At 56.8% G+C, this 23,148-nt stretch carries 17 protein-coding genes and 1 pseudogene; 8 read left to right on the top strand and 10 right to left on the bottom strand.

Features of this window, described 5'->3' with window-relative positions:
• Positions 1–82: 82 nt before the first annotated feature.
• Both ettA and gdhA read left to right on the top strand, forming a co-directional pair.
• Positions 83–1,747, top strand: a complete 1,665-nt coding sequence (gene ettA / locus MRY17_RS22250; RefSeq protein WP_243352869.1) for an energy-dependent translational throttle protein EttA — start codon at positions 83–85, stop codon at positions 1,745–1,747.
• Between the two features lie 334 nt (positions 1,748–2,081).
• Entirely contained in the window at positions 2,082–3,419 is a 1,338-nt protein-coding gene (gdhA, locus tag MRY17_RS22245; RefSeq protein WP_243352868.1) for an NADP-specific glutamate dehydrogenase, read from the top strand.
• On the opposite strand, the gene MRY17_RS22240 is transcribed toward gdhA, so the two are convergent.
• From MRY17_RS22240 to MRY17_RS22225, 4 genes are all read right to left on the bottom strand, one after another.
• Positions 3,416–3,913 carry a GreA/GreB family elongation factor gene (locus tag MRY17_RS22240; protein ID WP_191953233.1) on the bottom strand — a complete coding sequence of 166 codons (498 nt, stop codon included), beginning with the start codon at positions 3,911–3,913 and terminating at the stop codon, positions 3,416–3,418. The two genes, gdhA and MRY17_RS22240, sit on opposite strands and share 4 nt — an antisense overlap.
• 55 nt (positions 3,914–3,968) lie before the next feature.
• The gene (locus MRY17_RS22235) at positions 3,969–4,325 is read right to left on the bottom strand and encodes a hypothetical protein (protein WP_181284574.1); all 357 of its coding nucleotides are present in this window, start codon (positions 4,323–4,325) and stop codon (positions 3,969–3,971) included.
• Positions 4,326–4,554: 229 nt separating this feature from the next.
• Complete coding sequence (locus MRY17_RS22230; protein WP_191953232.1) at positions 4,555–6,408, bottom strand: Lnb N-terminal periplasmic domain-containing protein; 1,854 nt, start codon at positions 6,406–6,408, stop codon at positions 4,555–4,557.
• A 92-nt stretch (positions 6,409–6,500) separates the two neighbouring features.
• The gene (locus MRY17_RS22225; RefSeq protein ID WP_015885974.1) at positions 6,501–6,989 is read right to left on the bottom strand and encodes a DUF3015 domain-containing protein; all 489 of its coding nucleotides are present in this window, start codon (positions 6,987–6,989) and stop codon (positions 6,501–6,503) included.
• A 265-nt stretch (positions 6,990–7,254) separates the two neighbouring features.
• Here MRY17_RS22225 and MRY17_RS22220 point away from each other — a divergent pair, with 265 nt between their 5' ends.
• Together MRY17_RS22220 and MRY17_RS22215 are read left to right on the top strand one after the other, a co-directional pair.
• Positions 7,255–9,693, top strand: coding sequence for a Lon protease family protein (locus MRY17_RS22220; RefSeq protein ID WP_057724982.1), 2,439 nt, complete (start codon positions 7,255–7,257; stop codon positions 9,691–9,693).
• 299 nt (positions 9,694–9,992) lie between these two features.
• Positions 9,993–10,310 carry a hypothetical protein gene (locus tag MRY17_RS22215; RefSeq protein WP_181284570.1) on the top strand — a complete coding sequence of 106 codons (318 nt, stop codon included), beginning with the start codon at positions 9,993–9,995 and terminating at the stop codon, positions 10,308–10,310.
• Positions 10,311–10,317: 7 nt separating this feature from the next.
• Here MRY17_RS22215 and MRY17_RS22210 read toward each other — a convergent pair whose 3' ends face one another.
• A complete protein-coding gene (locus tag MRY17_RS22210; RefSeq protein WP_243352867.1) occupies positions 10,318–12,138 on the bottom strand; it encodes a hypothetical protein in 1,821 nt (606 codons plus the stop codon).
• 165 nt (positions 12,139–12,303) lie between these two features.
• On the opposite strand from MRY17_RS22210, the gene MRY17_RS22205 reads away from it, so the two are divergent.
• Positions 12,304–12,792 (top strand): TIGR00645 family protein, encoded by a 489-nt coding sequence (locus tag MRY17_RS22205; RefSeq protein WP_057724985.1) that lies wholly within the window; start codon positions 12,304–12,306, stop codon positions 12,790–12,792.
• A gap of 15 nt (positions 12,793–12,807) precedes the next feature.
• On the opposite strand, the gene MRY17_RS22200 is transcribed toward MRY17_RS22205, so the two are convergent.
• From MRY17_RS22200 to MRY17_RS22185, 4 genes are all read right to left on the bottom strand, one after another.
• Complete coding sequence (locus tag MRY17_RS22200; RefSeq protein WP_243352866.1) at positions 12,808–14,247, bottom strand: ArnT family glycosyltransferase; 1,440 nt, start codon at positions 14,245–14,247, stop codon at positions 12,808–12,810.
• A 123-nt stretch (positions 14,248–14,370) separates the two neighbouring features.
• Positions 14,371–15,279 carry a LysR family transcriptional regulator gene (locus MRY17_RS22195; protein WP_243352865.1) on the bottom strand — a complete coding sequence of 303 codons (909 nt, stop codon included), beginning with the start codon at positions 15,277–15,279 and terminating at the stop codon, positions 14,371–14,373.
• 224 nt (positions 15,280–15,503) lie between these two features.
• Positions 15,504–16,502, bottom strand: a complete 999-nt coding sequence (moaA, locus tag MRY17_RS22190; protein WP_243352864.1) for a GTP 3',8-cyclase MoaA — start codon at positions 16,500–16,502, stop codon at positions 15,504–15,506.
• A gap of 265 nt (positions 16,503–16,767) precedes the next feature.
• A complete protein-coding gene (locus MRY17_RS22185) occupies positions 16,768–17,028 on the bottom strand; it encodes a DUF6124 family protein (protein ID WP_243352863.1) in 261 nt (86 codons plus the stop codon).
• Between the two features lie 1,021 nt (positions 17,029–18,049).
• Here MRY17_RS22185 and MRY17_RS22180 point away from each other — a divergent pair.
• Positions 18,050–19,150, top strand: coding sequence for an adenine-specific methyltransferase EcoRI family protein (locus MRY17_RS22180; RefSeq protein WP_243352862.1), 1,101 nt, complete (start codon positions 18,050–18,052; stop codon positions 19,148–19,150).
• Positions 19,150–20,235 (top strand): HNH endonuclease family protein, encoded by a 1,086-nt coding sequence (locus tag MRY17_RS22175; RefSeq protein WP_243352861.1) that lies wholly within the window; start codon positions 19,150–19,152, stop codon positions 20,233–20,235. The genes MRY17_RS22180 and MRY17_RS22175 overlap by 1 nt, the downstream gene beginning before the upstream one ends.
• Before the next feature lie 188 nt (positions 20,236–20,423).
• On the opposite strand, the pseudogene MRY17_RS22170 reads toward MRY17_RS22175, so the two are convergent.
• Positions 20,424–20,785 (bottom strand): annotated as a pseudogene (locus MRY17_RS22170) (integrase); the annotation flags it as partial.
• A 304-nt stretch (positions 20,786–21,089) separates the two neighbouring features.
• Here MRY17_RS22170 and MRY17_RS22165 point away from each other — a divergent pair.
• On the top strand, positions 21,090–23,042 hold the full coding sequence (locus MRY17_RS22165) for an AIPR family protein (RefSeq protein WP_243352860.1): 1,953 nt from the start codon (positions 21,090–21,092) through the stop codon (positions 23,040–23,042).
• Positions 23,043–23,148 lie beyond the last annotated feature (106 nt).

Here is a 23,148-nt window from a genome sequence, read left to right as displayed (position 1 = left end):
TGATAGTCAACGGCCCGCGCGGCGCATGGCCTGGCACGGGCTTCGTCCGCTTAATTCATCAGTCACTGACGCTAGGTTCACCATGGCTCAATACGTCTTCACCATGCATCGGCTGGGAAAAGTTGTTCCGCCGAAGCGGGAAATCCTGAAAAACATTTCGCTGTCCTTTTTTCCAGGCGCCAAGATCGGCGTGCTCGGTCTCAACGGTTCGGGTAAGTCCACGCTGCTGAAAATCATGGCCGGCGTCGACACCGAGTTCGAAGGCGAAGCCCGCCCGATGCCGGACCTGAACATCGGCTACCTGCCCCAGGAGCCGATCCTGGACCCGACCAAGACCGTGCGCGAAGTGGTCGAAGAGGCCGTCAGCGTGATCAAGGACGCCCAGGCGCGCCTGGACGAGGTCTACGCCGCCTACGCCGAGCCGGATGCCGACTTCGACAAGCTGGCCGCCGAACAGGCCAAGCTCGAAGCCATCCTCCAGGCCGGCGACGGTCATAACCTGGAGCGCCAGCTGGAAGTCGCTGCCGACGCGCTGCGCCTGCCGGCCTGGGACGCCAAGGTCGAACACCTGTCCGGTGGCGAGAAGCGCCGTGTGGCCCTGTGCCGCCTGCTGCTATCGGCGCCCGACATGCTGCTGCTCGACGAACCGACCAACCACCTGGACGCCGATTCCGTCGCCTGGCTGGAGCACTTCCTGCACGACTTCCCGGGCACCGTGGTGGCGATCACGCACGACCGTTACTTCCTGGACAACGTCGCCGGCTGGATTCTGGAACTCGATCGTGGCGCCGGTATCCCTTACGAGGGCAACTACTCCGGTTGGCTGGAAACCAAGTCCGACCGTCTGGCCGCCGAATCCAAGCAGCAATCGGCCCATGAAAAAGCCATGAAGGAAGAACTGGAGTGGGTGCGCAAAGGCGCCAAGGCCCGCCAGTCCAAATCCAAGGCCCGTCTGCAACGCTTTGAAGAAATGCAGTCGCAGGAATTCCAGAAGCGCAGCGAGACCAACGAGATCTATATCCCGGCCGGTCCGCGCCTGGGTGACAAGGTCATCGAATTCAAGAACGTCTCCAAGGGTTATGGCGACCGCGTGCTGATCGACAACCTGTCGTTCTCCATGCCAAAAGGCGCGATCGTCGGCGTTATCGGCGGTAACGGTGCGGGTAAGTCCACGCTGTTCCGCATGCTGATGGGCAAGGAAACCCCGGATTCGGGCAGCATCGAGATCGGCGAAACCGTGCAACTGGCCTGTGTGGACCAGAGCCGTGAAGACCTCGATGGCAGCAAGACGGTATTCCAGCAGATTTCCGACGGCTCCGACCAGATCCGTATCGGCAACTATGAAATCCCGGCGCGCACCTATGTGGGCCGTTTCAACTTCAAGGGCGGCGACCAGCAGAAGTTCGTCAAGGACCTGTCCGGTGGTGAACGTGGCCGTTTGCACCTGGCCCTGACCCTGAAAGAGGGCGGCAACGTGTTGCTGCTCGACGAACCGTCCAACGACCTCGACGTTGAAACCCTGCGTTCCCTGGAAGAAGCCCTGCTGGACTTCCCGGGCGCCGCCATTGTGATCTCTCACGATCGGTGGTTCCTTGACCGCGTGGCGACTCACATCCTCGCGTACGAAGACGACTCCCAGGCGGTGTTCTTCGAGGGCAACTACACCGAGTATGAAGCCGACCGCAAGAAGCGTTTGGGCGACGCGGCGGCCCAGCCGCACCGGGTACGCCACAAGAAACTGGCCTGATTCGGGTTGGTGGTTTGAAAAAGCGGAGCCTTTGGGCTCCGTTTTTTTATGTGTTTTTTCAGCGAGACCGAGTTGGAGCCATCGGGGGCAAGCCCCCTCCCACATTGGAATGCATTTCAAAATGTGGGAGGGGGCTTGCCCCCGATAGCTATCTAACTATTGGTGCATGGCTCAGCCTGAAATCCCTGTTCAGGGGCAAAATTGGTCGTTTATTTACATCAAGTGCACCATTTAAATTCATAAAGGCGACATTTTGCCCTGTCACGGTGCGAAATGAATTGATAAAGTCCGGCTCAATCTCTGTTTAACAACAATCATTTTGCCGAGACTTTTCATGCACGAATCCGTCGAATCCTTCCTTGCCCGCCTCCAGAAACGCGACCCCGACCAACCGGAATTCCACCAGGCCGTGGAAGAAGTCCTGCGCAGTCTGTGGCCGTTTCTTGAAGCCAACCCCCACTACCTGACCTCGGGCATTCTGGAGCGCATCTGCGAGCCGGAACGCGCGATCACCTTTCGGGTGTCCTGGGTGGACGATCATGGCAAGGTTCAGGTCAATCGCGGTTTTCGTATCCAGATGAACAGTGCCATCGGCCCCTATAAAGGCGGCTTGCGCTTCCACCCTTCGGTGAATCTGGGCGTGCTGAAATTCCTCGCCTTCGAGCAGACCTTCAAGAACTCCCTGACTTCGTTGCCCATGGGCGGCGGCAAAGGCGGTTCGGACTTCGATCCCAAGGGCAAGAGCGACGCCGAAGTGATGCGCTTCTGCCAGGCGTTCATGAGCGAGCTGTACCGCCACATCGGTGCGGACGTGGACGTACCGGCCGGTGATATCGGTGTGGGCGCACGGGAAATCGGCTTCCTGTTCGGCCAGTACAAACGCCTGGCTAATCAATTCACCTCGGTCCTGACCGGCAAAGGCATGACCTACGGCGGCAGCCTGATCCGACCGGAAGCCACCGGTTTTGGCTGTGTGTATTTCGCCGAGGAAATGCTCAAGCGCCAGGGCCAGCGGGTCGAGGGCAAGCGCGTGGCGATCTCGGGTTCCGGCAACGTGGCGCAATACGCGGCGCGCAAGGTGATGGACCTGGGTGGCAAGGTGATTTCCCTGTCGGACTCCGAAGGGACGCTGTACGCCGAAAGTGGTTTGACCGAGGAGCAATGGTCGGCCTTGTTGGCGCTGAAAAACGTGCAACGCGGTCGCATCAGTGAATTGGCCGAACGTTTCGGCCTGGAATTCCGCAAAGGCAAGACGCCTTGGGAACTGGCCTGCGATATTGCGCTGCCCTGCGCCACCCAGAACGAACTCGACGCTGAGGCTGCCCGCACGCTGTTACGCAACGGCTGCATCTGCGTGGCCGAAGGCGCCAACATGCCGACCACGCTTGAGGCGGTGGATATCTTTATCGACGCGGGCATCCTGTTCGCGCCGGGCAAGGCCTCCAATGCCGGCGGCGTGGCCGTCAGTGGCCTGGAGATGTCGCAGAACGCCATGCGCCTGTTGTGGACCGCCGGCGAAGTGGACAGCAAGCTGCACAGCATCATGCAGTCGATCCACCATGCCTGTGTGCATTACGGCGAGGAAAATGGTCGGGTCAACTACGTGAAGGGCGCGAACATCGCAGGCTTCGTCAAGGTCGCCGATGCGATGCTGGCCCAAGGCATCGTCTAGACGTCGGGCTCGATGCGCAGCACTTCGATCAACTGATCGCCGACGGGGCGCTTCCACAGCACCTCGTCACCCACCTGGGCGCCCAGCAACGCACGTCCTAGAGGCGAACCCCAGTTGATCAGGCCCGCGTTGGCGTCAGCCTGGTCTTCGCCGACCAACTGGATGCGCTGCTGCTCGTCCTGCTCGTTGGCGAATGTGACCCAACTGCCGATTTGCACCTTGTCGCTGGCGGTGGCCGGCGCGACGACCTGGGCACTTTGTACACGCTGGTTGAAGTAGCGCAAATCCCGCTCAAGGTCGGCCTGGCGTTGTTTGTCGGCCTGCTCGCCCTTGGCGGATTCGGTGCTGTATGCCTGCTGCAACTGTGCAACCTTGGCCTGCAATTGCGCCAGTCCTTGCGCAGTCAAACGGTTGGGCTGCGCGCTGACCTGACGCTCCACTGGTTGGTCGGCCTGGGCGGCGGCGTTGTCCTCATTTACAAAAGCTCGGCTCATTACATTCTCCCTCAATGGAGTTTGGGCCATGCTCACCGTCAGATCGTTCCCACGCTCATTGCGAGCGATACGCTTTGGCCGCATCGCGATCCTTTTCCTGCTGCCACTCGTGCTCGCGATCATCCCTGCGGTTGTCCTGATAATCACGCAATTCCTCGCTCTCACGCATGGCTTTGCACTGGCGAAAACCGTCTTCCCAGCCTTCGGCGTAGTGCCGGTCTTTCAGATAACGTGGCACGTTCTTGCGAAACTCCCCGGTGATCACCCCGGCGGCCTGGCGTCCGCTGCTGCAACCGTCGTCAAAGCCATCGGCGAAGGCGGGTGGATAACCCTTGGCCAGCAGGTCCTGATGTGTGGTCTGGCACCCCGTCAGCCACACCCCTGCACACAGCATTAGCGCATACCGCCACATGGCGTACTCCCTGGCCGATTTACGGCTGATAAGGTGAGTCTAGAAGGGGATTTGTAAGCTGTATGTGAAAGGCGTGTAAGAGGGATGTGCAGAATTTTTAGCCAAGCACACAACCAACTGTGGGAGGGGGCTTGCCCCCGATAGCGGAGTGTCAGGCACTGAAAGCTTGGCTGACACACTGCCATCGGGGGCAAGCCCCCTCCCACATTTGATCTTCACCAGGCTTGGGTTAGTAGTGGTACCACTTTACTTCGAGCATTACTTCATTGACTGGGGTGGACAGGTGGCTGTATTCGCGCTGGGCGCTCAGGCGCAGGCCCAGGTTGCGGGACAGTTCCCATTGCTGGTTGAGGCTGATGCTGCGCCGCACTTCGCCATTGGTGAAGAAATCGCCCTTGGCCTCCAGGCTCAGGTTGCCCAGTGGGTTTTTCCACAACACGCCGGTGTTGAAACCGGCGGCGGGGGAGATGGCTTCGCTGAAGTCGTTGTTGTGCTCCACCCGCACGGTGCCGAGGGCGAAGCCGAGCATGTCGTCCGAGAGTTGCCAGGTGCCGCCGGCGCCGCCGTTGACGTGGGCGACCAGGGTTTCGTCGTCGTGTTTGCCCGGTACTCGCTCCAGACCGCCGGTGACTTGCCAGGACCACGGCTGCAACAGCGCATTGCGCGGGGTCAGGGAGCGGATGGTGGCCAGGTCCAGTTGCTGCAATTGCCAGTGGTTGCCTTCGTACTGGCGCAGTTTCATCTGCAGGATTTCGATCTGTGCGCCCAAGGGGAAGCCTTCGGCGTTGTCGTTGAGGTCGTGATAGGCCATGCGCAGGCCGTATTCACCGAAGGCCTTGTCGCCGCGGGTGCCGATGCCGGCCTGCCAGGTGCGCGACTCGTGGCCATTCTCCGGCAAGCCGGGCGGGGTGATCTTCAGGTCGGGCGCCGGGTTCTGGTTGATCGCGCGCAGCAGTTCGAAGCTGCGCTGGGAGCGTGCGGTGTCGCGTTCCAGGCCGTTGGCGCGGTAGCGGCCAAGGCGATAGGCAGCGTCCACCACCAGGGCCTGGCGCTCGCGCGGCAGTGCCTTGAAGGCGGGCTCCTGCAACTGTTTCTGGTCATCGCTGATCTTCAATACCCATTGCTGCTCATCGCTGTCGAGCGGCTTGGCGCGTTCGAGCAGCTCGCGTTCACGGGACGGACGATAGTCGATCTTTTCCACCAGACCCGCGTCCTTTACCGCTTTGACGGTATCGGTCGGGATCGCGGTGAGCGGGAATTGCTCGGTCAGGCGCAGGCCGGGGCGCGCCACTTGCAGCAGTTCCAGCAGGCGATAGGAGCAGTTTTCATCGAAGAAGAAGTAGTCGAACTGGATCTGCTTGAGCTCCCACACGTGCTCGACCATGCGCTTGGTCTCGACTTCGGTGAGGTTCAGGCGGTATTCCCACAGGTCACGGTTTTCCAGGCTGCGGTATTCGGAAAGTTTTTCCTGGTAGGGCACCAGGGCGAACAGGCCGGGGTAGCCGCCCATCAGGCCTTTCCACGCGTACAGAATGCTGTTGTCCGAGCCTTCGATATAGGCGCCGAAGTTGATCGCGTAGCTGAGCAGGGCGGTGTTGTTGCTCTGCACGTCGGCCTGGTCGATGCGCAGCAGGGTGTGGCCGAACATCGACGAGGGACTGTTGAGGTACGCCGCCGGAAAAATCATCACCGCGCTGTGCGGCGCGACGTCCGAGAACCATTGTTTGAATTCCTTGCAGTCCACGGCCGGCAGGTCGGTCAGGTGCAACTGATCCTTGAGCCAACGGGTGCGCGCGGGGTAGACGCATTGGGCATGTTTTTCGCCCAGGCTGGCCGGCGCATAGAGCGCGTCCACGGTGGCCTTGAGTTCGGCGTCCGGATGGTGCGCGCCGTCGGCGGCGAGGAAAAACTTCTTGTCGCTGACATAGCTGCGCCAGCCACTGATCTTGCCGGCCTCGTAATGCCCCAGCGACAGCCAGAACGGATCATTGGCCAGTTGCTGCAAACGTTGATCGTCGAGGTGCGGTGCCGCGTGCAGCGGGGCGCAGGCGAAGAGAGCCAGGCAAGCGAGGCGTTTGAGCATGGGGGCTACTTAAGTCGGACTGAAAAAAAGACCCAAGGGGGACAGGTCGAAAAAACAAAACCCGCGCCTCGAAAGACGCGGGTGGGTCGAGCTTAAGCCTGGGTAGCGTATTTCGCCAGACGGGCATCGCTTTTCAGTACGGCAATGGTGTTGTTGTGCACGTCGTCAGCGGTCACGTCAGCCTTGCTGAAGATCTGCTGGAAGTGCTCGTGGGTCACGGCCGCGAAGTGCTCGCGATCTTCCGGCGCCACGCCCAGTACCACAGCGTAGGTGGTCAGCGCTTCGCCGTTGCCCTTGGCCATGTCTTCGGACAGCTCGTTCATCATGCCATTCATGGCAATCCACGACTTGCCGCCGTAGGTCAGGGCGCTGTTGGTGCTGCAACCGTTGGTGCCCGAGGTCATGCCGAAGGTGGCGTTACCCGAGGTGCCGTTGGTGGTGGAAGCCAGGAAGTGAGCTGGAGTGCCGCGCTGGCCTTCGAACAACATGTTGCCCCAACCGCAGTTCGGGCCACCTGGTGCTTCTGCCATTGCATTGAGGGAGACGACGGTGAAGAGAGTACCAAGAAGGATCCGTTTCATAGCTTTGTTCTCTTTGTGTGCAAACCAATGGACAAGGGTTCAGGCGCTTCGCAGCACCCTAGGGGCCAGTTATTAGTCCAACCCGCGCAGTTTGGAGTTTAGGCAGGTTCCTGGGGTTCCGTGATTTTTTATAAACATTCAGTCTTGTGTGATTTTTTTGTAGGACGCGCGCCGTGGCTATAGTTTCCCAACAGCGCGCCTTGCCAGAGCGCGCAACCGAGAGCCAGAATGCCCCCATCTGCCCCGCCTGATGTAAGGAAGCCCGATGCCTGATCCTGTTGCTGCCAGCTTGCGTCTAGCGCCCGAAGCGCTGACTCGCCCTTTCTCCGCTGAACAGTTCAGCTTCTCGACCACCAATGATTTGGAGCCCTTTCGCGGTGTGCTTGGCCAGGAACGTGCGGTTGAAGCCTTGCAGTTCGGTGTGGCCATGCCACGCCCCGGTTACAACGTGTTTGTCATGGGCGAGCCCGGTACCGGTCGCTTTTCATTCGTCAAACGTTACCTGAAAGCCGAAGGCAAACGCCTGCAAACCCCGTCGGACTGGGTGTATGTGAATAATTTCGACGAACCGCGCGAGCCGCGCGCGCTGGAATTGCCGGGCGGCGGCGCTGCCGCGTTTATCGCCGATATCAACGCGCTGGTCGACAACCTGGTGGCAACCTTTCCGGCGGTGTTCGAGCACCCGACGTATCAACAGCGCAAAAGCGCCATCGACCGTGCGTTCAACCAGCGCTACGACAAGGCCCTGGACGTGATCGAGCGCCTAGCCCTGGAAAAAGACGTGGCGCTGTACCGCGACAGCTCCAACATCGCCTTTACGCCGATGCTTGACGGCAAGGCGCTGGACGAAGCGGAGTTTTCGCAACTGCCGGAAGCCGATCGCGAGCGCTTCCACACCGATATTTCCGAGCTGGAAGAGCGCCTCAACGAAGAGTTGGCGAGCCTGCCGCAGTGGAAGCGTGAGTCAAACAACCAGCTGCGCCAGTTCAACGAAGAAACCATCACCCTGGCCCTGCAACCGTTGCTGGCGCCGCTGTCGGAAAAATACGCGGAAAACGCCGCCGTCTGCGGTTACCTGCAGGCCGTGCAGGTGTATCTGCTCAAGACCGTGGTCGAGCAATTGGTCGACGACGCCAAGACTGACGCCCAGGCGCGCAAGCTGCTCGAAGAGCAATACTGCCCGAGCCTGGTGGTGGGTCATTCGGTCAACGGCGGTGCGCCGGTGGTGTTTGAGCCGCACCCGACCTATGACAACCTGTTCGGTCGTATCGAATACAGCACCGACCAGGGCGCGCTTTACACCACCTATCGCCAACTGCGTCCGGGGGCGTTGCACCGCGCCAACGGTGGCTTCCTGATTCTTGAAGCGGAAAAAATGCTCAGCGAGCCATTCGTGTGGGATGCGCTCAAGCGTTCCCTGCAATCGCGCAAGCTGAAGATGGAGTCGCCCCTGGGCGAACTCGGCCGCCTGGCCACCGTGACCCTCAACCCGCAGATGATTCCGTTGCAGGTCAAGGTGATCATCATCGGGTCGCGCCAGTTGTACTACGCGCTGCAGGACGCCGATCCGGACTTCCAGGAAATGTTCCGGGTACTGGTGGACTTCGACGAAGACATCCCGATGGTCGACGAAAGCCTGGAGCAGTTCGCCCAGTTGCTCAAGACCCGCACCTCGGAAGAAGGCATGGCGCCGCTGACGTCGGATGCCGTGGCGCGGCTGGCGACCTACAGCGCACGCCTGGCCGAACATCAGGGCCGTTTGTCGGCGCGCATCGGTGATTTGTTCCAGTTGGTCAGCGAGGCGGACTTCATTCGTCACCTGGCGGGCGATGAAATGACCGATGCCGGGCATATCGAGCGCGCGCTCAAGGCCAAGGCCACGCGCACCGGCCGCGTGTCGGCGCGGATTCTCGACGACATGCTTGCCGGGGTAATCCTGATCGACACCGCCGGCGCCGCCGTCGGCAAGTGCAACGGGCTGACGGTGCTGGAGGTGGGTGACTCGGCGTTTGGCGTACCGGCGCGGATTTCCGCCACGGTGTACCCCGGCGGCAGTGGCATCGTGGACATCGAGCGGGAGGTCAACCTCGGCCAGCCGATTCACTCCAAGGGCGTGATGATCCTCACCGGTTACCTGGGCAGCCGTTACGCGCAGGAATTCCCGCTGGCGATCTCGGCCAGCATCGCGCTGGAACAATCCTACGGTTACGTGGATGGCGACAGCGCTTCCCTGGGCGAGGCCTGCACCTTGATCTCGGCGTTGTCGAAGACACCGCTCAAGCAGTGCTTTGCCATCACCGGCTCGATCAACCAGTTTGGCGAAGTGCAGGCAGTGGGTGGGGTCAACGAGAAGATCGAAGGCTTCTTCCGCCTGTGCGAAGCGCGTGGCTTGACCGGTGAACAGGGCGCGATCATCCCCAAGGCCAACGTGGCCACGCTGATGCTCGACGAGAAGGTCTTGCAGGCCGTGCGCGCCGGGCAATTCCATATCTATGCGGTGCGCCAGGCGGATGAAGCGTTGAGCCTGCTGGTGGGCGAGGATGCCGGTGAGCCGGATGCCGAAGGGCAGTTTCCGGAAGGTACGGTCAATGCGCGGGTCGTGGAACGTTTAAGGGCAATTGCCGAAATGATCAGCGAAGAAGACTTGAAGGAAGCGGAGAAGGAACTGGCGCAGCAGGCTTTAGCTGAGGCCAAACCGACCTGATCCCTGAAGCTTGATGGGATCAAAATGTGGGAGGGGGCTTGCCCCCGATAGCAGTGTGTCAGTCTCAGTATTCTTGACTGATCCACCGCTATCGGGGGCAAGCCCCCTCCCACATTTGGAATTGTTTATGCCACAAAATTGACTCCATTCTTACGACCGACGCCCGTTGGTCCTTACAACCTTGGTCTGTCGCGGTTTTCTTCTATTCTCAATACCAGGGATATCCACAGGAGTCGCAGGATAGAAACAGCCTCGCCTTTGCGCCGGGGCTGAACACCGATCTACCGAGGGTCGCCGCCATGTCGCGCAACCTTTGCCTTACCCGCCAGTGCCTGGGCCTGGAAACCCGTATCGAATGCTCCATTCGCCCGCTTGCCGGGGAAAACGGGCTGTGGACGCTGTTGTTTGCCGCCGGCATGTCGGGCGAGCAGCCTTCCACGGTCAAGTCTCAAGGCCCGTTTCGCGGGCCATTCTTGGCAGAGACCATGCTGGGTTCCATTGTCGATAGCCTCACATTGCATGGCTATGAACAGTTGGACGAGCCGCAGATCTGGTGCCTGCACCTGCAAGCCCATCTGCGCCAACTCAACGGCGGCCAGGAACGGTTGGCCCTGTAGTCCCGGGCTATTTGCTTTCCGGTTTGTCCAGCTTGACCTCGAAACCATATTGCACGGTGTTAAGGTCAGTGCGCTGGTAGCTTTCCAGGGTGGTCGGCTGGCCGTAAAAATAATGCACATCGAACAACGCCGTCCCGTATTCCTCGGCACGGTGGCTCACGCCAAGAATTTCCTTGAGGTAGTTGCCGCTCGCGTCCTTGGCGTAGAAGCGCCAGCTGTCGGAAGGAAACGCTTGCTGGTCGACGATCAGCGCGTTGTCCTTGAGCGACAGGCCCTTGGGCAGTTTGCTGACGTCAATCGAGGCCTTCTCGATGGTGGCGAGAAACAACGGCACCGAGCCGACCACAAACGCCGGAGTTTCCGGAAACAGGTTCAGATCATAGGTCAGCGTGCCGCTGGCCGCGTTCAGCTCAAAGGCCTCGGTCGGCAACTCGATGGGTTCGCCGCGCTCGCCCTTATCGTCTGCGGTGAAAAAGGTGATCGGCGCGGCGCTGTTATTGCGCTCGGCGCCGACCAGATCGTCATTGAAGGTGAAAGGGTGGTCAAACACGATTTTCGCGGCGCTGGCGTCTTCGGTCGATTGGCTGATGGTGACGCTGTTTTTCAGCTGTTCTTCAGTCATCGACGCGTCTTTCAGCCAGCTGGCGGCGTCGTCGTCATACACCGTGACCGGCATCGGCAAGGGCTGCACGCTCTGTTGCAGGCTGTTTTTGTCGAAGCGCATCACCGGCAGGTCCAGCGCCTTGCGGGTTACGGTGGCCTTGGAAAAGTCCAGCACGTTGACCTGCAGCGTGTCGACCACACCGTTGAAATACACCTTGGCGTAATGGCTGGTCTGGGTGTGTTCGAAGGCTTTTTGCGCGTCGGTGAGCTGTTTGTCCAACGCTTCGGACCAGGCCTTCTGCTGTTGCAGCTGCGCCAGCTGTTTCTCATAGAACGCCACTTGCGCGGCACTTTCGTTGATTGAGCCCGAGCGGGTAAGGAATTGCCCGGTGCCGTCCCGGGCCTGTACCAGCAGCGGGTTGGGCGAATCATCGCCCAGCTCGATGGCCAAAGGCTCGCTGTTGGTCAGTTCGATTTCTGCGTAATTCTTGTCCAGCGACAACAGCTTGAGGCTGATATTGCCCTCGGTGCGTGAATGACCGACGTCCTTTTTTGACAGGTCGAAGGTCAGCACTCTGCCCGGCGCGGCGACTTCAATCGTGCCTTTAAGGCTGACGGGCTGCGGCTGGCTCTTGTTTTCCGTCTCGATGCCCTCGATGAACGGGTAGGTCACCGTCAGGTCGTCGGGGTTGGTCAGGTTGGAGCTGCTGGGACTGAGCTGGATGCCGGGGTCGGTTTCCGACCACTCCGGCTGGAAGGGAATGACTTTGTTGTTGCTCAAGGTTACCGACTCCCACTCCAGGCCATGGGGGAAGGGGAATTGCTCGGGAGCGTTGAACGTGAACGGGAAGACCGGCTGCAAATCCGTCAGGTAGTCGGAATGGGAGGCTCTGCGCAGCACGAACAGGCCGTTGATGTAGGTGTCCACCAAGGCCTGGGGGCTCGGGTAATGCTTGAGCAGGGCCAGGCTGTCTTCGCCGTATTCGGCTTCGACGGGCTTGGTGTCGAGCTTGATGCGCGCACGTTCCAGCAACAACAGCGAACCGCCAAGGTCGGCGATGACATCGCGCAGCTTGGGGTCCTGGATGCCGTCCAGGGACTGTTCGAACTTGCTGGTTTTCTCTTCAAGGGTGGCTTGTTTCTGCTCTTCTTTGGGGGAGCAGCCGCTGGCCATCAGCAACGCCGCGCACAGGCCTAGAGTGGCCAAAGGGAATCGCACATCCATTATCTGAGTTTTCCTGTCCGACATCATCAAGCCGAGTGAATGCTCTCGACACTAGCAGAAAAATCTTCTTACAGATGCCACTTGGCGCAGTTTTCTCGCGGTGACAGCTGCCGGGCAGCCACTGGTATACTCGGCGCCATTTTTAGCCACGCTGTGTGAGATTCAATGGAACGCTTTATCGAAAACACGATGTATGCCGCGCGCTGGCTGCTGGCACCGATCTACCTGGGTTTATCCCTGGGATTGCTGATCCTGGCGATCAAGTTTTTCCAGGAAATCATCCACGTGATTCCGAATATTTTTTCCTTGCTCGAATCGGAAGTGATCCTGCTGCTGCTGTCGCTGATCGACATGGCCCTGGTCGGTGGCCTGCTGGTGATGGTGATGATTTCCGGCTACGAGAACTTCGTCTCGCAGCTGGATATCGATGAAAACAAGGAAAAGCTCAACTGGCTGGGCACCATGGACTCTTCGTCGCTGAAGATGAAAGTGGCGGCCTCCATCGTGGCGATTTCCTCCATCCACCTGCTGCGCATCTTCATGGACGCCAAGAACGTCGATCCGCAACACCTGATGTGGTACGTGATCATCCACATGACTTTCGTGGTCTCGGCGTTTGCCATGGGTTACCTGGACAAGCTGACCAAGCACTGATGACCCGCGCCGGCCTTACTGCTCGACGAAATAGTAGGGCTGGCGGTTGATCGTCATGTGCTTGATCACGGTAACTTTCTCATTCAACCGGTCGGTATGATCCAGCAGCGCAACGTTGCCGGGTTTGGCGCTGAGAAAGGCGCGCAATTGGGGTTCGGTCTGCAGAATCGGCAAATACGCGCGCAGATAGAACACACTCGCGCCGGCGATCCGCTCATTGGGTTGGAACAGCGCCACCTCTTTACCTTCGTCCTGCAGCGTCTGCACCTGGCTGATCACGGGCACGAATGACTGGCGCACATCGGCTTTGGGTGCGAACCAGAACGCGGCGCTGAGGTAGCAGGCGATGGCCAGCGTGAATACCCCGCCGATGATGTGCCGGTGGTAGCGGTAGAGTGCCGGTTTGTGTTGTTTGACCCATTCCAGCAACACCCGCGCATATTCCGCAGCCAATACGGCCGCCGCCGGGGTCAGTGCCATTAAATAGACAGTGCGTTTGCTCGAGGCCAGGGTCAGCAGGGTGAACTGCGCCACCAGCCACACGCTGAAAAACAGACGGTAGCGGTTTTGCACCAGGCTTTTGCGAAAGTGCCACAGGCCCAGGTACACCAGGATATTCCACGGCAGGAAGGCCTCAGGCAGTTTGACCAGATAGTAATAGAACGGCTCGTAATGCCCGGCTTCGACGAACGAGCCGCTGAAACGCCCGACACTGTTGGTCCACAGCACCTCACCGACCGCCTGCGTACCGCCGCGCTGAAACAGAAACCCCAGCCAGATCAGCAGCGGCACCAACGCCAGCAGCGTAAAGAGCGCCGGCTTGAGCCAGTCGCCCACGCGCAAGCGCTTATCCATCAGGCTGGTGCAGGCCAGATAAACAAAGATCACAATCCCCGGCATCGCCAGGCCCAGCACACCTTTGCTCAAAGTGGCGATGACCATCCCCGCCGTGAACAATGTCCATGCCCATGCGGTCGAGCCCTGACGCTCGGCCTCGGGGCGAATCGCCTGATAGAACCCCAGCAACGCTGCGGTCACGCCCAGACTGAGCAACGAATCCTCACCCACACCGCGCACATTGCCCCAATAGCTGGCCATGGTCGCCAGGATCAACGCGGCGCTGAACGCCAGCGTGGTGGGCCGCCCAAACCGGCGCAACATCCCGTAGAGCAACATCACGCTGAACAGTCCGGCAAACGCCGACGCCAAACGCACCGCGCCAGTGCTCGCGCCAAACAGGCGAATCGCCCCCGCATCCAGCCAAAGGCTCAGGGGCGGTTTCTCCAGGAAAGGCTCGCGAAACAGACGCGGCACCACCCAGTCATTGTCCAGGTGCATGGCCATTGCAATCCCGGAAACGCGGGCCTCGGTGGAGCCTTGCAGTTCATGGTTGCCAAGGGCGAAGAAAAACAGCAGACCAACGAGCAGGAGCAGCAGAGGAACAGGACGCGTCATTGAAGGCTACCGGGCAGGGGACCGCTCGGGGGAGCGGGCATGGCTGCCGGCTAGTATAGGGAGGGGTTTCTTAACGGTTCGTGAACGAGTGTGGGGTTTTTTTTGGGGGCAGCGAGGCTTTATTTACCTGACACGCTGGTCCGAGTCCTTGGCAGCAAATAATCGCTTGGCCTCAGCAAAACACTTCTCGGCAATGGCCGAGCGCGGTTCGGTCTTGCGCATCACCATGCCCAGTGGCGCGAGTACGCTGGCGTCCGGCAGGTTGATGAAGGCCAGGTTTTCAATCGGGCTTTCCAGACCGCTGTCCAGCGGCATGATTGCGCAGCAAAAGCCTTCGTGGATCGCCTGGAACAGTTGGTAGGTTGAATCGCTTTCGAGTATGGGCTGAGGATCGAGGCCACGGCTGCGGAAGCTCAGGTCAATGGACTTTCGATAGTGCATGCCCGTGCTGATCATCCCCAGGGGTAATTGCGCGGCGTCTTCCCAGCTCATTTCGCTGCTCTCGAAATGGAAGTGACGGGTGTCGTACAGCAGGCCGACACGGGTCTCGCCCAGTTCGAAAAAATCCAGGTAGGTGGCGTTGACGTGGTCCAGGTAACACACACCCAGATCCAGTTGATTGGTGCCCAGCGCCTCGATGATGTTGTCTGAGCTCATGGACGTCAGGCTGAACTTGAGCTCCGGAAAGGTGTGGGACAGGCTCTGGATATAGCTGATCGGGCTGAACCCGCTGAGCGGCACCAGGCCCAGGCGCAAGTTACCCACCAACTGGCCGCGACACGCGGCCGCTTCGGCGAACAACCCGTCATGGGCGGCGAGCAGGGTTCTGGCCCAGGCCAGCACACGCTCACCGGCCTCGGTAAAGCCTTCGAAACGCTGGCCACGGGTGACCAACTCCAGGCCCAACTCCTCCTCCAGATTGCGCAGGCGCATCGACAACGTCGGCTGGGTGATATGGCAGCGCGCAGCCGCCTGGCCGAAGTGACGGGTCTGCTCCAGCGCAATCAGGAATTTGAGTTGTTTTATGTCCATCAAGGTGCCTGCCAGGGAAGAAGTGAAAGGTCTGTCAGAGTGGAATCACCAGTTGCGAAGAACTGGCCAACGCACTCGATAACCGGCCGCCAGACATTGCTGGATAGCCCGATCAGCCTTGACGATTAGACAGGCATTTTTCAGTTCAGTACACAGTCGATGGCTTGAAGGACGGGCAGCAGCCCTGCCGTGCGCAGGAGGGCATGGGGTTGAAACCGGGTCGATCAGCCGCCCGTCATGTTCATGAAGCGCACCACCTGCACCTCATCGTCGAGGGTGAAGTTGTGCCGATACGGCTTGAGTTTCATCGACTCGATAATGGCGCTCTCCAAGCGTTTCGGTTCGCCCGGATAGCGCCGCAGCACCGCCTTGAGGTCGACCGAATGCTCATTGCCCAGGCACAGCAGCAGCCGGCCTTCAACCGTCAGGCGCACACGGTTGCAGGTAGCGCAGAAGTTGTGACTGTGGGGCGAAATAAAGCCCAGGCGAATATGCGGCGCCTCGGCCAGACGCCAGTAACGCGACGGCCCCTGGGTCGATTCCGCAGAGTCGATCAAGGTATAGCGTTCAGCGATACGCTCGCGCACCTGCGCACTGGAATAAAACGCCTCGGCACGGCTGTGTTCGCTGATCACGCCCAATGGCATTTCTTCGATAAAGGATATATCCAGCCCACGGTCGATGGCGAAGGCCACCAGATCGTTGACCTCATGGTCATTGCGACCTTTCATCACCACACAATTGAGCTTGGTGTGCTCAAACCCCGCAGCATTCGCGGCATCGATACCGGCGATTACCTTGGCCAGATCACCGGTGCGCGTCAGTTCACGAAAGCGCGTGGGGTCCAGGCTGTCGAGGCTGATATTCAAGCGCTTGAGCCCGGCATCGAACAACGGCGCGGCGAGCTTGCCCAGCTGCGAGCCATTGGTGGTCATGCACAACTCGCGCAGACCGGGGAGCGCGGCGATGCGTTGGCACAGCTCAACCACGCCCTGACGAACCAAGGGCTCGCCGCCGGTCAGACGGATCTTGCGCGTACCCAGCGCGACGAAACTGTGTGCCAGTTGATACAGCTCTTCCAGCGACAGAATCTGCTGGCGCGGCAGGAACTCCATGTCCTCGGCCATGCAATACACACAACGGAAATCGCAACGGTCAGTGACGGACATCCTGAGGTAGTCGACCCGGCGCGAAAAGCTATCCATCAGGATTTGATCGGTCATGAGAAACCTCGGCGGCGGCGTCGGGCGCATAACCCTGGCGCTTTAATGGGCGCGTTATCTACGCGAGGCTAGAGTTGTTTTGAGCGTACGTCTAATCAGTATTAGCAACTGGGTGATCGACGGGGTCTATGGGGTGAGGCTGATGGTTTTTAGGGGGAGGCGCGGTAGTGGGTGATGAAGGGCTTGGTCAGTTAAAGGTTCGATTCCGACCTGTGGCGAGGGCGCCTCGCTCGCCGCAGGTACGGAGTGATCGTGCTGTCGGTTTCTATGGATTCTCGCCAGGTGTCTGCATAGTGAATACCTGAGTTTCCAGCATCCGCTCCAGCAACAACTCACCCAGCACAACCAGTTGCTGAGCCGCCAGCAGTTTGTGGCGGTGTGAGCCTTCCAGTTCAAAGGCCAGATCGGTGGTCATGACGTTCAGGGAGGCGAGGGTTTCACTGGCTTGGACCAGCAGGGTTTCGGCGGGGATGCCTGGGGCGAGGGTGAAAAGGGTTGTTGGGGGATTGGGGGTGATCTTTTTCATGACTGAAACTCCTTGATTAGTGGAGTCGCCAGACATCGCTGCTAAACGAAAAGGGTGGCGACTGTACGCGGGTTAGCAGACCAGGAATCAAGGAACCCAGCGCACCCGAAGGTGCCCCACGCACAGCCGCCATAACGCAATCCAGCGGATGCTGAAAGCATCGCTTGAATGGAAGGTGGCGTTGCAGGCCTTGATATTAACCGAGCTGCTAAACCCGGTCGCTGATTTTGCAGCGACTGGGGGAGGTTAGCGGGGTGGGGGGGGGGGAGGGGGAGTTCATGGGTGGCGCGAGTTTTTGTGGGAAAATTCTGAAGGTTTGCCAGCAGGGCTTTTTGAGCCTCAGAAACAACAAAATCCGCGCTAGGCGGGTTTTGTTGATGCTTCGAATTGCCGGGGTAATCTGAATTGGCATCCTATGGCATTGATTATTTAAGATAAATTTATTTTTTAGTTTTGATTGGAATACCAACTGGAATACCCCACGAGATATCCACGCTCTGGTCTGGCGCTTGTAATCGATTTTACGCCTTTGCTTCTCATCTTTGATTAGGGGGTGATCTTCCTGCCGCTCTCGGGATACAGGTTGCGCTTGATAGGAGGCTGAAGGTGGTGAACGGCAGAACCCGGCCGATTCTGTTGAAAAAGTCGGTTCTCTCGGATTGCCCGGATGCTGAGCGGTGAAGGAGCCTGTTTTTCGCGCGGCTACGTGAAATCGGTGTCCGAATGCCTGTGCGGCCATTTAAGATTTTAATCTCATGCACTTACTCTTCTGCCCTGAGAACCGCGTCCGACTTTTTTAACAGAATCGGCCAAAAGCGGTCATTGGCAATGGACTTGCGCAGTGCGAATCGAGTAGTGTTCGAGCCAGAATTTTCTGGCGACCTGATCAAGCAGCCTAGGCTTGTTATCAATGTCGCATTACTCCCGGCGGCTGTCGTAATCCTTTCGACAGTGATGTTGCACAATAGTATTTAGATAACGATATGTCCGAAGCCCGATGGCAGACGCAAGGAACAGCAGGATGGTTGTAGAGACGCAGAACGCAAGCCTGAGCAGGGCGAAGGCGAATAAGGAGGATGAGTTTTACACTCAGCGAGAAGACGTCGAGCGCGAACTCAAGCACTACCGGAGCCATTTCAAGGGCAAGGTCGTCTATCTCAACTGCGATGATCCAAGGGTCAGTGCCTTCTTCCATTTCTTCTCCTTCAACTTCGAGAAATTTGGTCTCAAGAAGTTAATAGCAACCTGCTACAGAAATCAGAAGCGTGACCTCTTCAGTGAGCATGAAAGTGATCGTGCGATCGTCCTAGAGTACGAAGGTGATAAGGACGGTGACCGCATTCCGGGAGACGATGAGATACATGTCAACTTCTTAGATGGTGATGGAGATTTTCGCAGCGCGGAATCCATCGAACTTTTGAAACAAGCGGACATCGTGGTCACCAATCCCCCGTTCTCCCTCTTCCGAGAGTACATCGCGCAACTTATCGAGTATGATAAGAAGTTCATCATTCTTGGAAACCAGAATGCAATTACCCTGAAGGAGATCTTTCCGCTGCTCAAGGAAGAGAAATTATGGTTAGGTGCTAATAGTGGGGATATGAGTTTCAAGGTTCCGGACCATTATACGGAGCGCGCAACGCGGTTCTGGGTAGACGAAACGGGGCAAAAGTGGCGCAGCTTCGGAAATATGTGCTGGTTCACGAACTTGGACTACCGAAAGCGCCACGAAGATATGATTCTCTTCAAAACCTTCAACTCTGACGAATATCCCGCCTATGACAACTTTGACGCCATAGAGGTCGGTACAGTCGCTAACATTCCCAAGGATTACGAAGGCGTCATGGGTGTTACTCCCGGGTTTTTCGCGAAACACAATCCTGACCAGTTTGAGATTGTCGGCATTACTAAAACGTGGTTCGGTTTGGCGACCAAAACGTATCCACAGCAAGAACAGCTGAGCGCGAATGGCAAGATTAGTCGCGTGGGTAAACTGAACGATGGCGCAGTGATCAAGGTGGCGACCCCTCCCCTTGGTAAGACCTACTACAAGGTGGGCGATGAGTTCTTTACTCAAACCTATCCTCGTATCCTCATCCGCAACAAGAAGATTGAAGCCTGATGGAAATCGAACTCAAGAAGATCCTCGTTCGCGACTTGTATGAAGGCTACTTCGACGACGCGGAGGGCGGCGTTCGCGGTTATAGCGGTAAACTTGATATCCGCCCGCCATACCAGCGCGAGTTCGTATATGACGCCAAGGAGCGCAACAAGGTCATAGACACACTGACCCAAAATTTTCCTCTCAACGTCATGTATTGGTCCGTTCGCGACGACAACACCTTTGAAGTAATCGACGGGCAGCAACGCACGATCTCGATTTGCCAGTACGTGGATGGAGAGTTTACATGGAACGACCTCTACTTCCATAACCTCACAAATGACCAGCAGGAGCAAATCCTCAACTATGAGTTAATGGTTTATTTTTGCGAGGGGACAGATAGTGAAAGGCTGGCCTGGTTTGAGACCATCAATATCGCTGGCAAGGTATTAACTAAACAGGAACTCCGCAACGCGACTTACGCGGGTCCGTGGTTGTCGGACGCCAAGAAACATTTCAGCAAGACCGCTTGTCCCGCTTACCAAATCGGAAGCGAGCTCATGAGTGGATCGCCCATCCGCCAGGACTATCTCGAAAATGTCCTAGACTGGATCAGCGGCGGCAACATTGCGGCGTATATGGGGAAACACCAACACAAATCCAAGGCAAACGAGTTGTGGGTGTACTTCCAAAACGTCGTTGCATGGGTAAGGGCAACCTTTCCGGTGGCGCGTAATAAAGAAATGAAGGGACAACCGTGGGGTGAGCTCTACAACGTTTACAAGGACGTGTCTCTCGACCCTGTCGAGCTCGAGGATCGCATCTCAGCCCTCCTGCAAGACCCGGATGTGACGAACTATCGCGGCGTCTATCACTACGTGTTGAATGGCAAGGAGAAGCATCTCAACATCCGCCAGTTCGATGAGAGGATGCGCCGTTCAGCGTTTGAGCGGCAGAAGGGTGTGTGTCCTGACTGCGCCAAAACCTTCACCATCGAAGAGATGGAGGCAGACCACATCAAGCCATGGCACGAGGGTGGCAAGACAGAAGCGGTCAACTGTCAGATGCTGTGCCTTGAGGACAACCGGAGAAAGGGAGGGAGATGACATCGTCTAACAGTGGTTTGCAGCAGGCGGATCGCTTCGCGTTCCGCAGCTGAACCAGGATGTTGGTCTTTTGTGATTGGCAACATTGGGTCGGATAGCAACGGTGAAACATCGACCGTCACTATGGATGGTCAGACCTCCGTTTGTTCCGCCATTTCCAAGGCATCATCGACCTCGATTCCCAGCTATCTAGTTGGAAACAAGCAGTCCTCGCTGCGGAGGTGCGCCTGATGCATCCTCGCCTCCAAAACCGTTCGAGTTTGCTCAGTGATTTCGAATTGCACAGGGTGCTGAGTTTTCTGCTGCATCACGATGGCCCGTGACGAGACATACTCGCCATGGGCTATGTCTCGAGCTCGCAGCGTGGTTAAGTCACAAGCACGCAGCTTGCTGTCGATAGCCAAGTGAAGAGCGCCAAATCACGTGTCTTCTCCGCGAGCTGGAGTCTGACCCGAATGGCCCAGATATCTCTTACTCGCAGCGGGGCTTTCTGCCCGACAAGCTTTCCCTTGTGCCAAGGCTGTTGGCTGTGTTTAGCAATAATGTTCATGGCTCGTCCTCCATGTTGAGAGAGTACAAGGGTGGAATCAGTCAGAAAGAGTGGTGGTCGCTACTCGATCCAAAACGGACGTTCGCGGGCGCCACGAAAAACGGAATCTGGTTGGTGAGATGATGTATAGCGATGATACCTAGCCTCACAAGCTGCGGGGTATGCATAGCCAATGGCCATCAGTTAGAATCCAGTCAGGGCTGAATTCTCTGCGCTTCTTCTCTCTGAAGCGGTAATCCTCCTGGACTACTAATTTAGACATCCCCTAAGCCTCAAACAGTTCATAACAATGCCAAGGATTTGCATGAACAACATCACACTGCAAAGCATGCTTAAAGAATTCTCAACTAAAAACTCTCTAACTGATAGCGATAGCCTCCGCTTTGAACAATTCGTAGTTTATTCATTGCTAGCCAATGATTACAACGACACATTTGAGCCTGACGCCCTAAGCACAGGTAATTGCATTGGGGTTGACTCGGTAGCGATTGCAATTAACGACGTCCTGGTTTATAGCGTCAACTCAGCTGTCCCGCTTACTACAGGGATATTCGATACAAGCTTTACATTTATCCAAGCTAAAACCTCATCTAGCGTGGATTTGGGTGATTATCTTAAGTTTCTGCAAGCTGTTAAAATATTTTTCACTGGCAAATTAGAAGATCAGCCAGTAGAGCTTAAAGAAGCATATGCAATCAAGCAATTCATCTACGATAAAGCCGGAAAATTTCGTTGTGATCCGACATTAACAATGAAATATGTTTACACCGGCGACGGAAAATTTCCTGACAAGGATTTTCTACCTCAAGTACAAGCTACGGTCAGCGAGATCGAAAACTTGAAGTATATGTTCTCATCTGTCGAGAGTAAATTGATTGGGGCTGTCGAACTACAAAATCTTTACAAGGAGACATTAAACAGAATCACTAAGCCTTTGATGTTTCAGCGCCATGTTGCATTGCCTAAGTTGTCCTTGGCTACGGCGGCATACCTGGGTGTCTCTAAGTGTAAGGACTACGTAGAATTTATTAAAAATCAAAGTGGGAGTATTAACAAGGGTGTATTTTACGACAACGTTCGCGACTATCTCGGTAGCGCAAATCAAGTAAATGCTGATATTGCCGAAACAATAAAAAGTGACGCCCAGAGAAATTTGTTTTCTGTTCTTAATAATGGCGTAACAGTTGTCGCAAAAAAGGTGGTACCTTCTGGAGATGTTTTTAAGATATCGGGGTTCCAAATCGTTAACGGATGTCAGACGAGCCACGTTCTTTTTGAAAACAGAGAGCATATAACGGATGACATGTACGTCACGATCAAGCTTATTGAAACTGATGACATTGAATTATCTAGCAGTGTCATTAAAGCCACCAACAGCCAGTCGGTGGTGATGAAGGAGGCATTCGCAACCATCAAGCCATACCACAAGCGACTTGAAGACTTCTTCGCAGCGATGAATACACAAGGGCACCGAATTTTTTATGCGCGGCGACCTCATCAATATGATGAAGATGATACGATACTACTGAGCGAAACAGTGTCAGCACCTCTATTAATCAAATCATTCATATCCATAGCGCTCGAGGAGCCTCATAAAGTCCACTTTTATTATGGTCAACTGCTTAGAGACTACAATAACGAAGCAAGCAGCCTTCTTTTTAATGAAAGTCATCACCCAGCGCTATACTTCGTATCCCATTTGATTTTTTCAAAATCCAAGGAGCACTGCGCAAGACGCCGAATGTCCAAATGGAGTTACCACGTTGCGCTTCTAGTTAAGAAACTACTCCATATTGATCTAAGTCCAGAAAAAAAGACAACTGACGACCATGTCAAGGATATGATTACTAAAATTAATAGCGGCTTTGAACGAGCGATACAAACGGCGGAAGCGATCATTAATTCATTTGGTTTCGGTTCAAATGATCATATGGATCCACGTCACACCAGCGCCATTCTCGAAAAACACAAGATCGTCGTTGCAGACTCTTGTCGTCAAAAAGCCAAAGCAGTGCAAGAAAGAAAAAATGCTGGTCCGAACGATACTTTGAAGCCACTGCAACCCCAGGCTCAAGCTCAATTCCTAAAAGGAAACTATAGAGTTCGTCGTTATAAAGCGTCAAACGGCACCGCGACGTTCAGCTATAACTCCAGAGAGCATAGTTATCAATACGATAATCCGAAATTCGACTCCATTGAAGAGGTTAGCTGCAATATAAGGTTCGAAAGCGGAACAATTCAGGACGTCGTATTCTAATTGTTGCTTCGATTAACGACATGCCTCTGGCGTGCCGCTGTAAAAAAGATATGCGCTCAAGCCCATAAATACCAGGGCTTGAGCGCCCTTTAGTGTTCCGGCAACA

Source organism: Pseudomonas orientalis (genome assembly GCF_022807995.1).
Classification (GTDB): Bacteria; Pseudomonadota; Gammaproteobacteria; order Pseudomonadales; family Pseudomonadaceae; genus Aquipseudomonas; species Aquipseudomonas orientalis_B.
Note: the sequence above shows the minus strand (reverse complement) of the source record. Positions and strands in the feature narration are given on the sequence as shown.

Coding starts and splice junctions, on each gene's coding strand:
- ettA (WP_243352869.1), top strand. CDS start 83: ATGGCTCAATACGTCTTCACCATGCATCGGCTGGGAAAAGTTGTTCCG.
- gdhA (WP_243352868.1), top strand. CDS start 2,082: ATGCACGAATCCGTCGAATCCTTCCTTGCCCGCCTCCAGAAACGCGAC.
- MRY17_RS22240 (WP_191953233.1), bottom strand. CDS start 3,913: ATGAGCCGAGCTTTTGTAAATGAGGACAACGCCGCCGCCCAGGCCGAC.
- MRY17_RS22235 (WP_181284574.1), bottom strand. CDS start 4,325: ATGTGGCGGTATGCGCTAATGCTGTGTGCAGGGGTGTGGCTGACGGGG.
- MRY17_RS22230 (WP_191953232.1), bottom strand. CDS start 6,408: ATGCTCAAACGCCTCGCTTGCCTGGCTCTCTTCGCCTGCGCCCCGCTG.
- MRY17_RS22225 (WP_015885974.1), bottom strand. CDS start 6,989: ATGAAACGGATCCTTCTTGGTACTCTCTTCACCGTCGTCTCCCTCAAT.
- MRY17_RS22220 (WP_057724982.1), top strand. CDS start 7,255: ATGCCTGATCCTGTTGCTGCCAGCTTGCGTCTAGCGCCCGAAGCGCTG.
- MRY17_RS22215 (WP_181284570.1), top strand. CDS start 9,993: ATGTCGCGCAACCTTTGCCTTACCCGCCAGTGCCTGGGCCTGGAAACC.
- MRY17_RS22210 (WP_243352867.1), bottom strand. CDS start 12,138: ATGGATGTGCGATTCCCTTTGGCCACTCTAGGCCTGTGCGCGGCGTTG.
- MRY17_RS22205 (WP_057724985.1), top strand. CDS start 12,304: ATGGAACGCTTTATCGAAAACACGATGTATGCCGCGCGCTGGCTGCTG.
- MRY17_RS22200 (WP_243352866.1), bottom strand. CDS start 14,247: ATGACGCGTCCTGTTCCTCTGCTGCTCCTGCTCGTTGGTCTGCTGTTT.
- MRY17_RS22195 (WP_243352865.1), bottom strand. CDS start 15,279: ATGGACATAAAACAACTCAAATTCCTGATTGCGCTGGAGCAGACCCGT.
- moaA (WP_243352864.1), bottom strand. CDS start 16,502: ATGACCGATCAAATCCTGATGGATAGCTTTTCGCGCCGGGTCGACTAC.
- MRY17_RS22185 (WP_243352863.1), bottom strand. CDS start 17,028: ATGAAAAAGATCACCCCCAATCCCCCAACAACCCTTTTCACCCTCGCC.
- MRY17_RS22180 (WP_243352862.1), top strand. CDS start 18,050: ATGGTTGTAGAGACGCAGAACGCAAGCCTGAGCAGGGCGAAGGCGAAT.
- MRY17_RS22175 (WP_243352861.1), top strand. CDS start 19,150: ATGGAAATCGAACTCAAGAAGATCCTCGTTCGCGACTTGTATGAAGGC.
- MRY17_RS22165 (WP_243352860.1), top strand. CDS start 21,090: ATGAACAACATCACACTGCAAAGCATGCTTAAAGAATTCTCAACTAAA.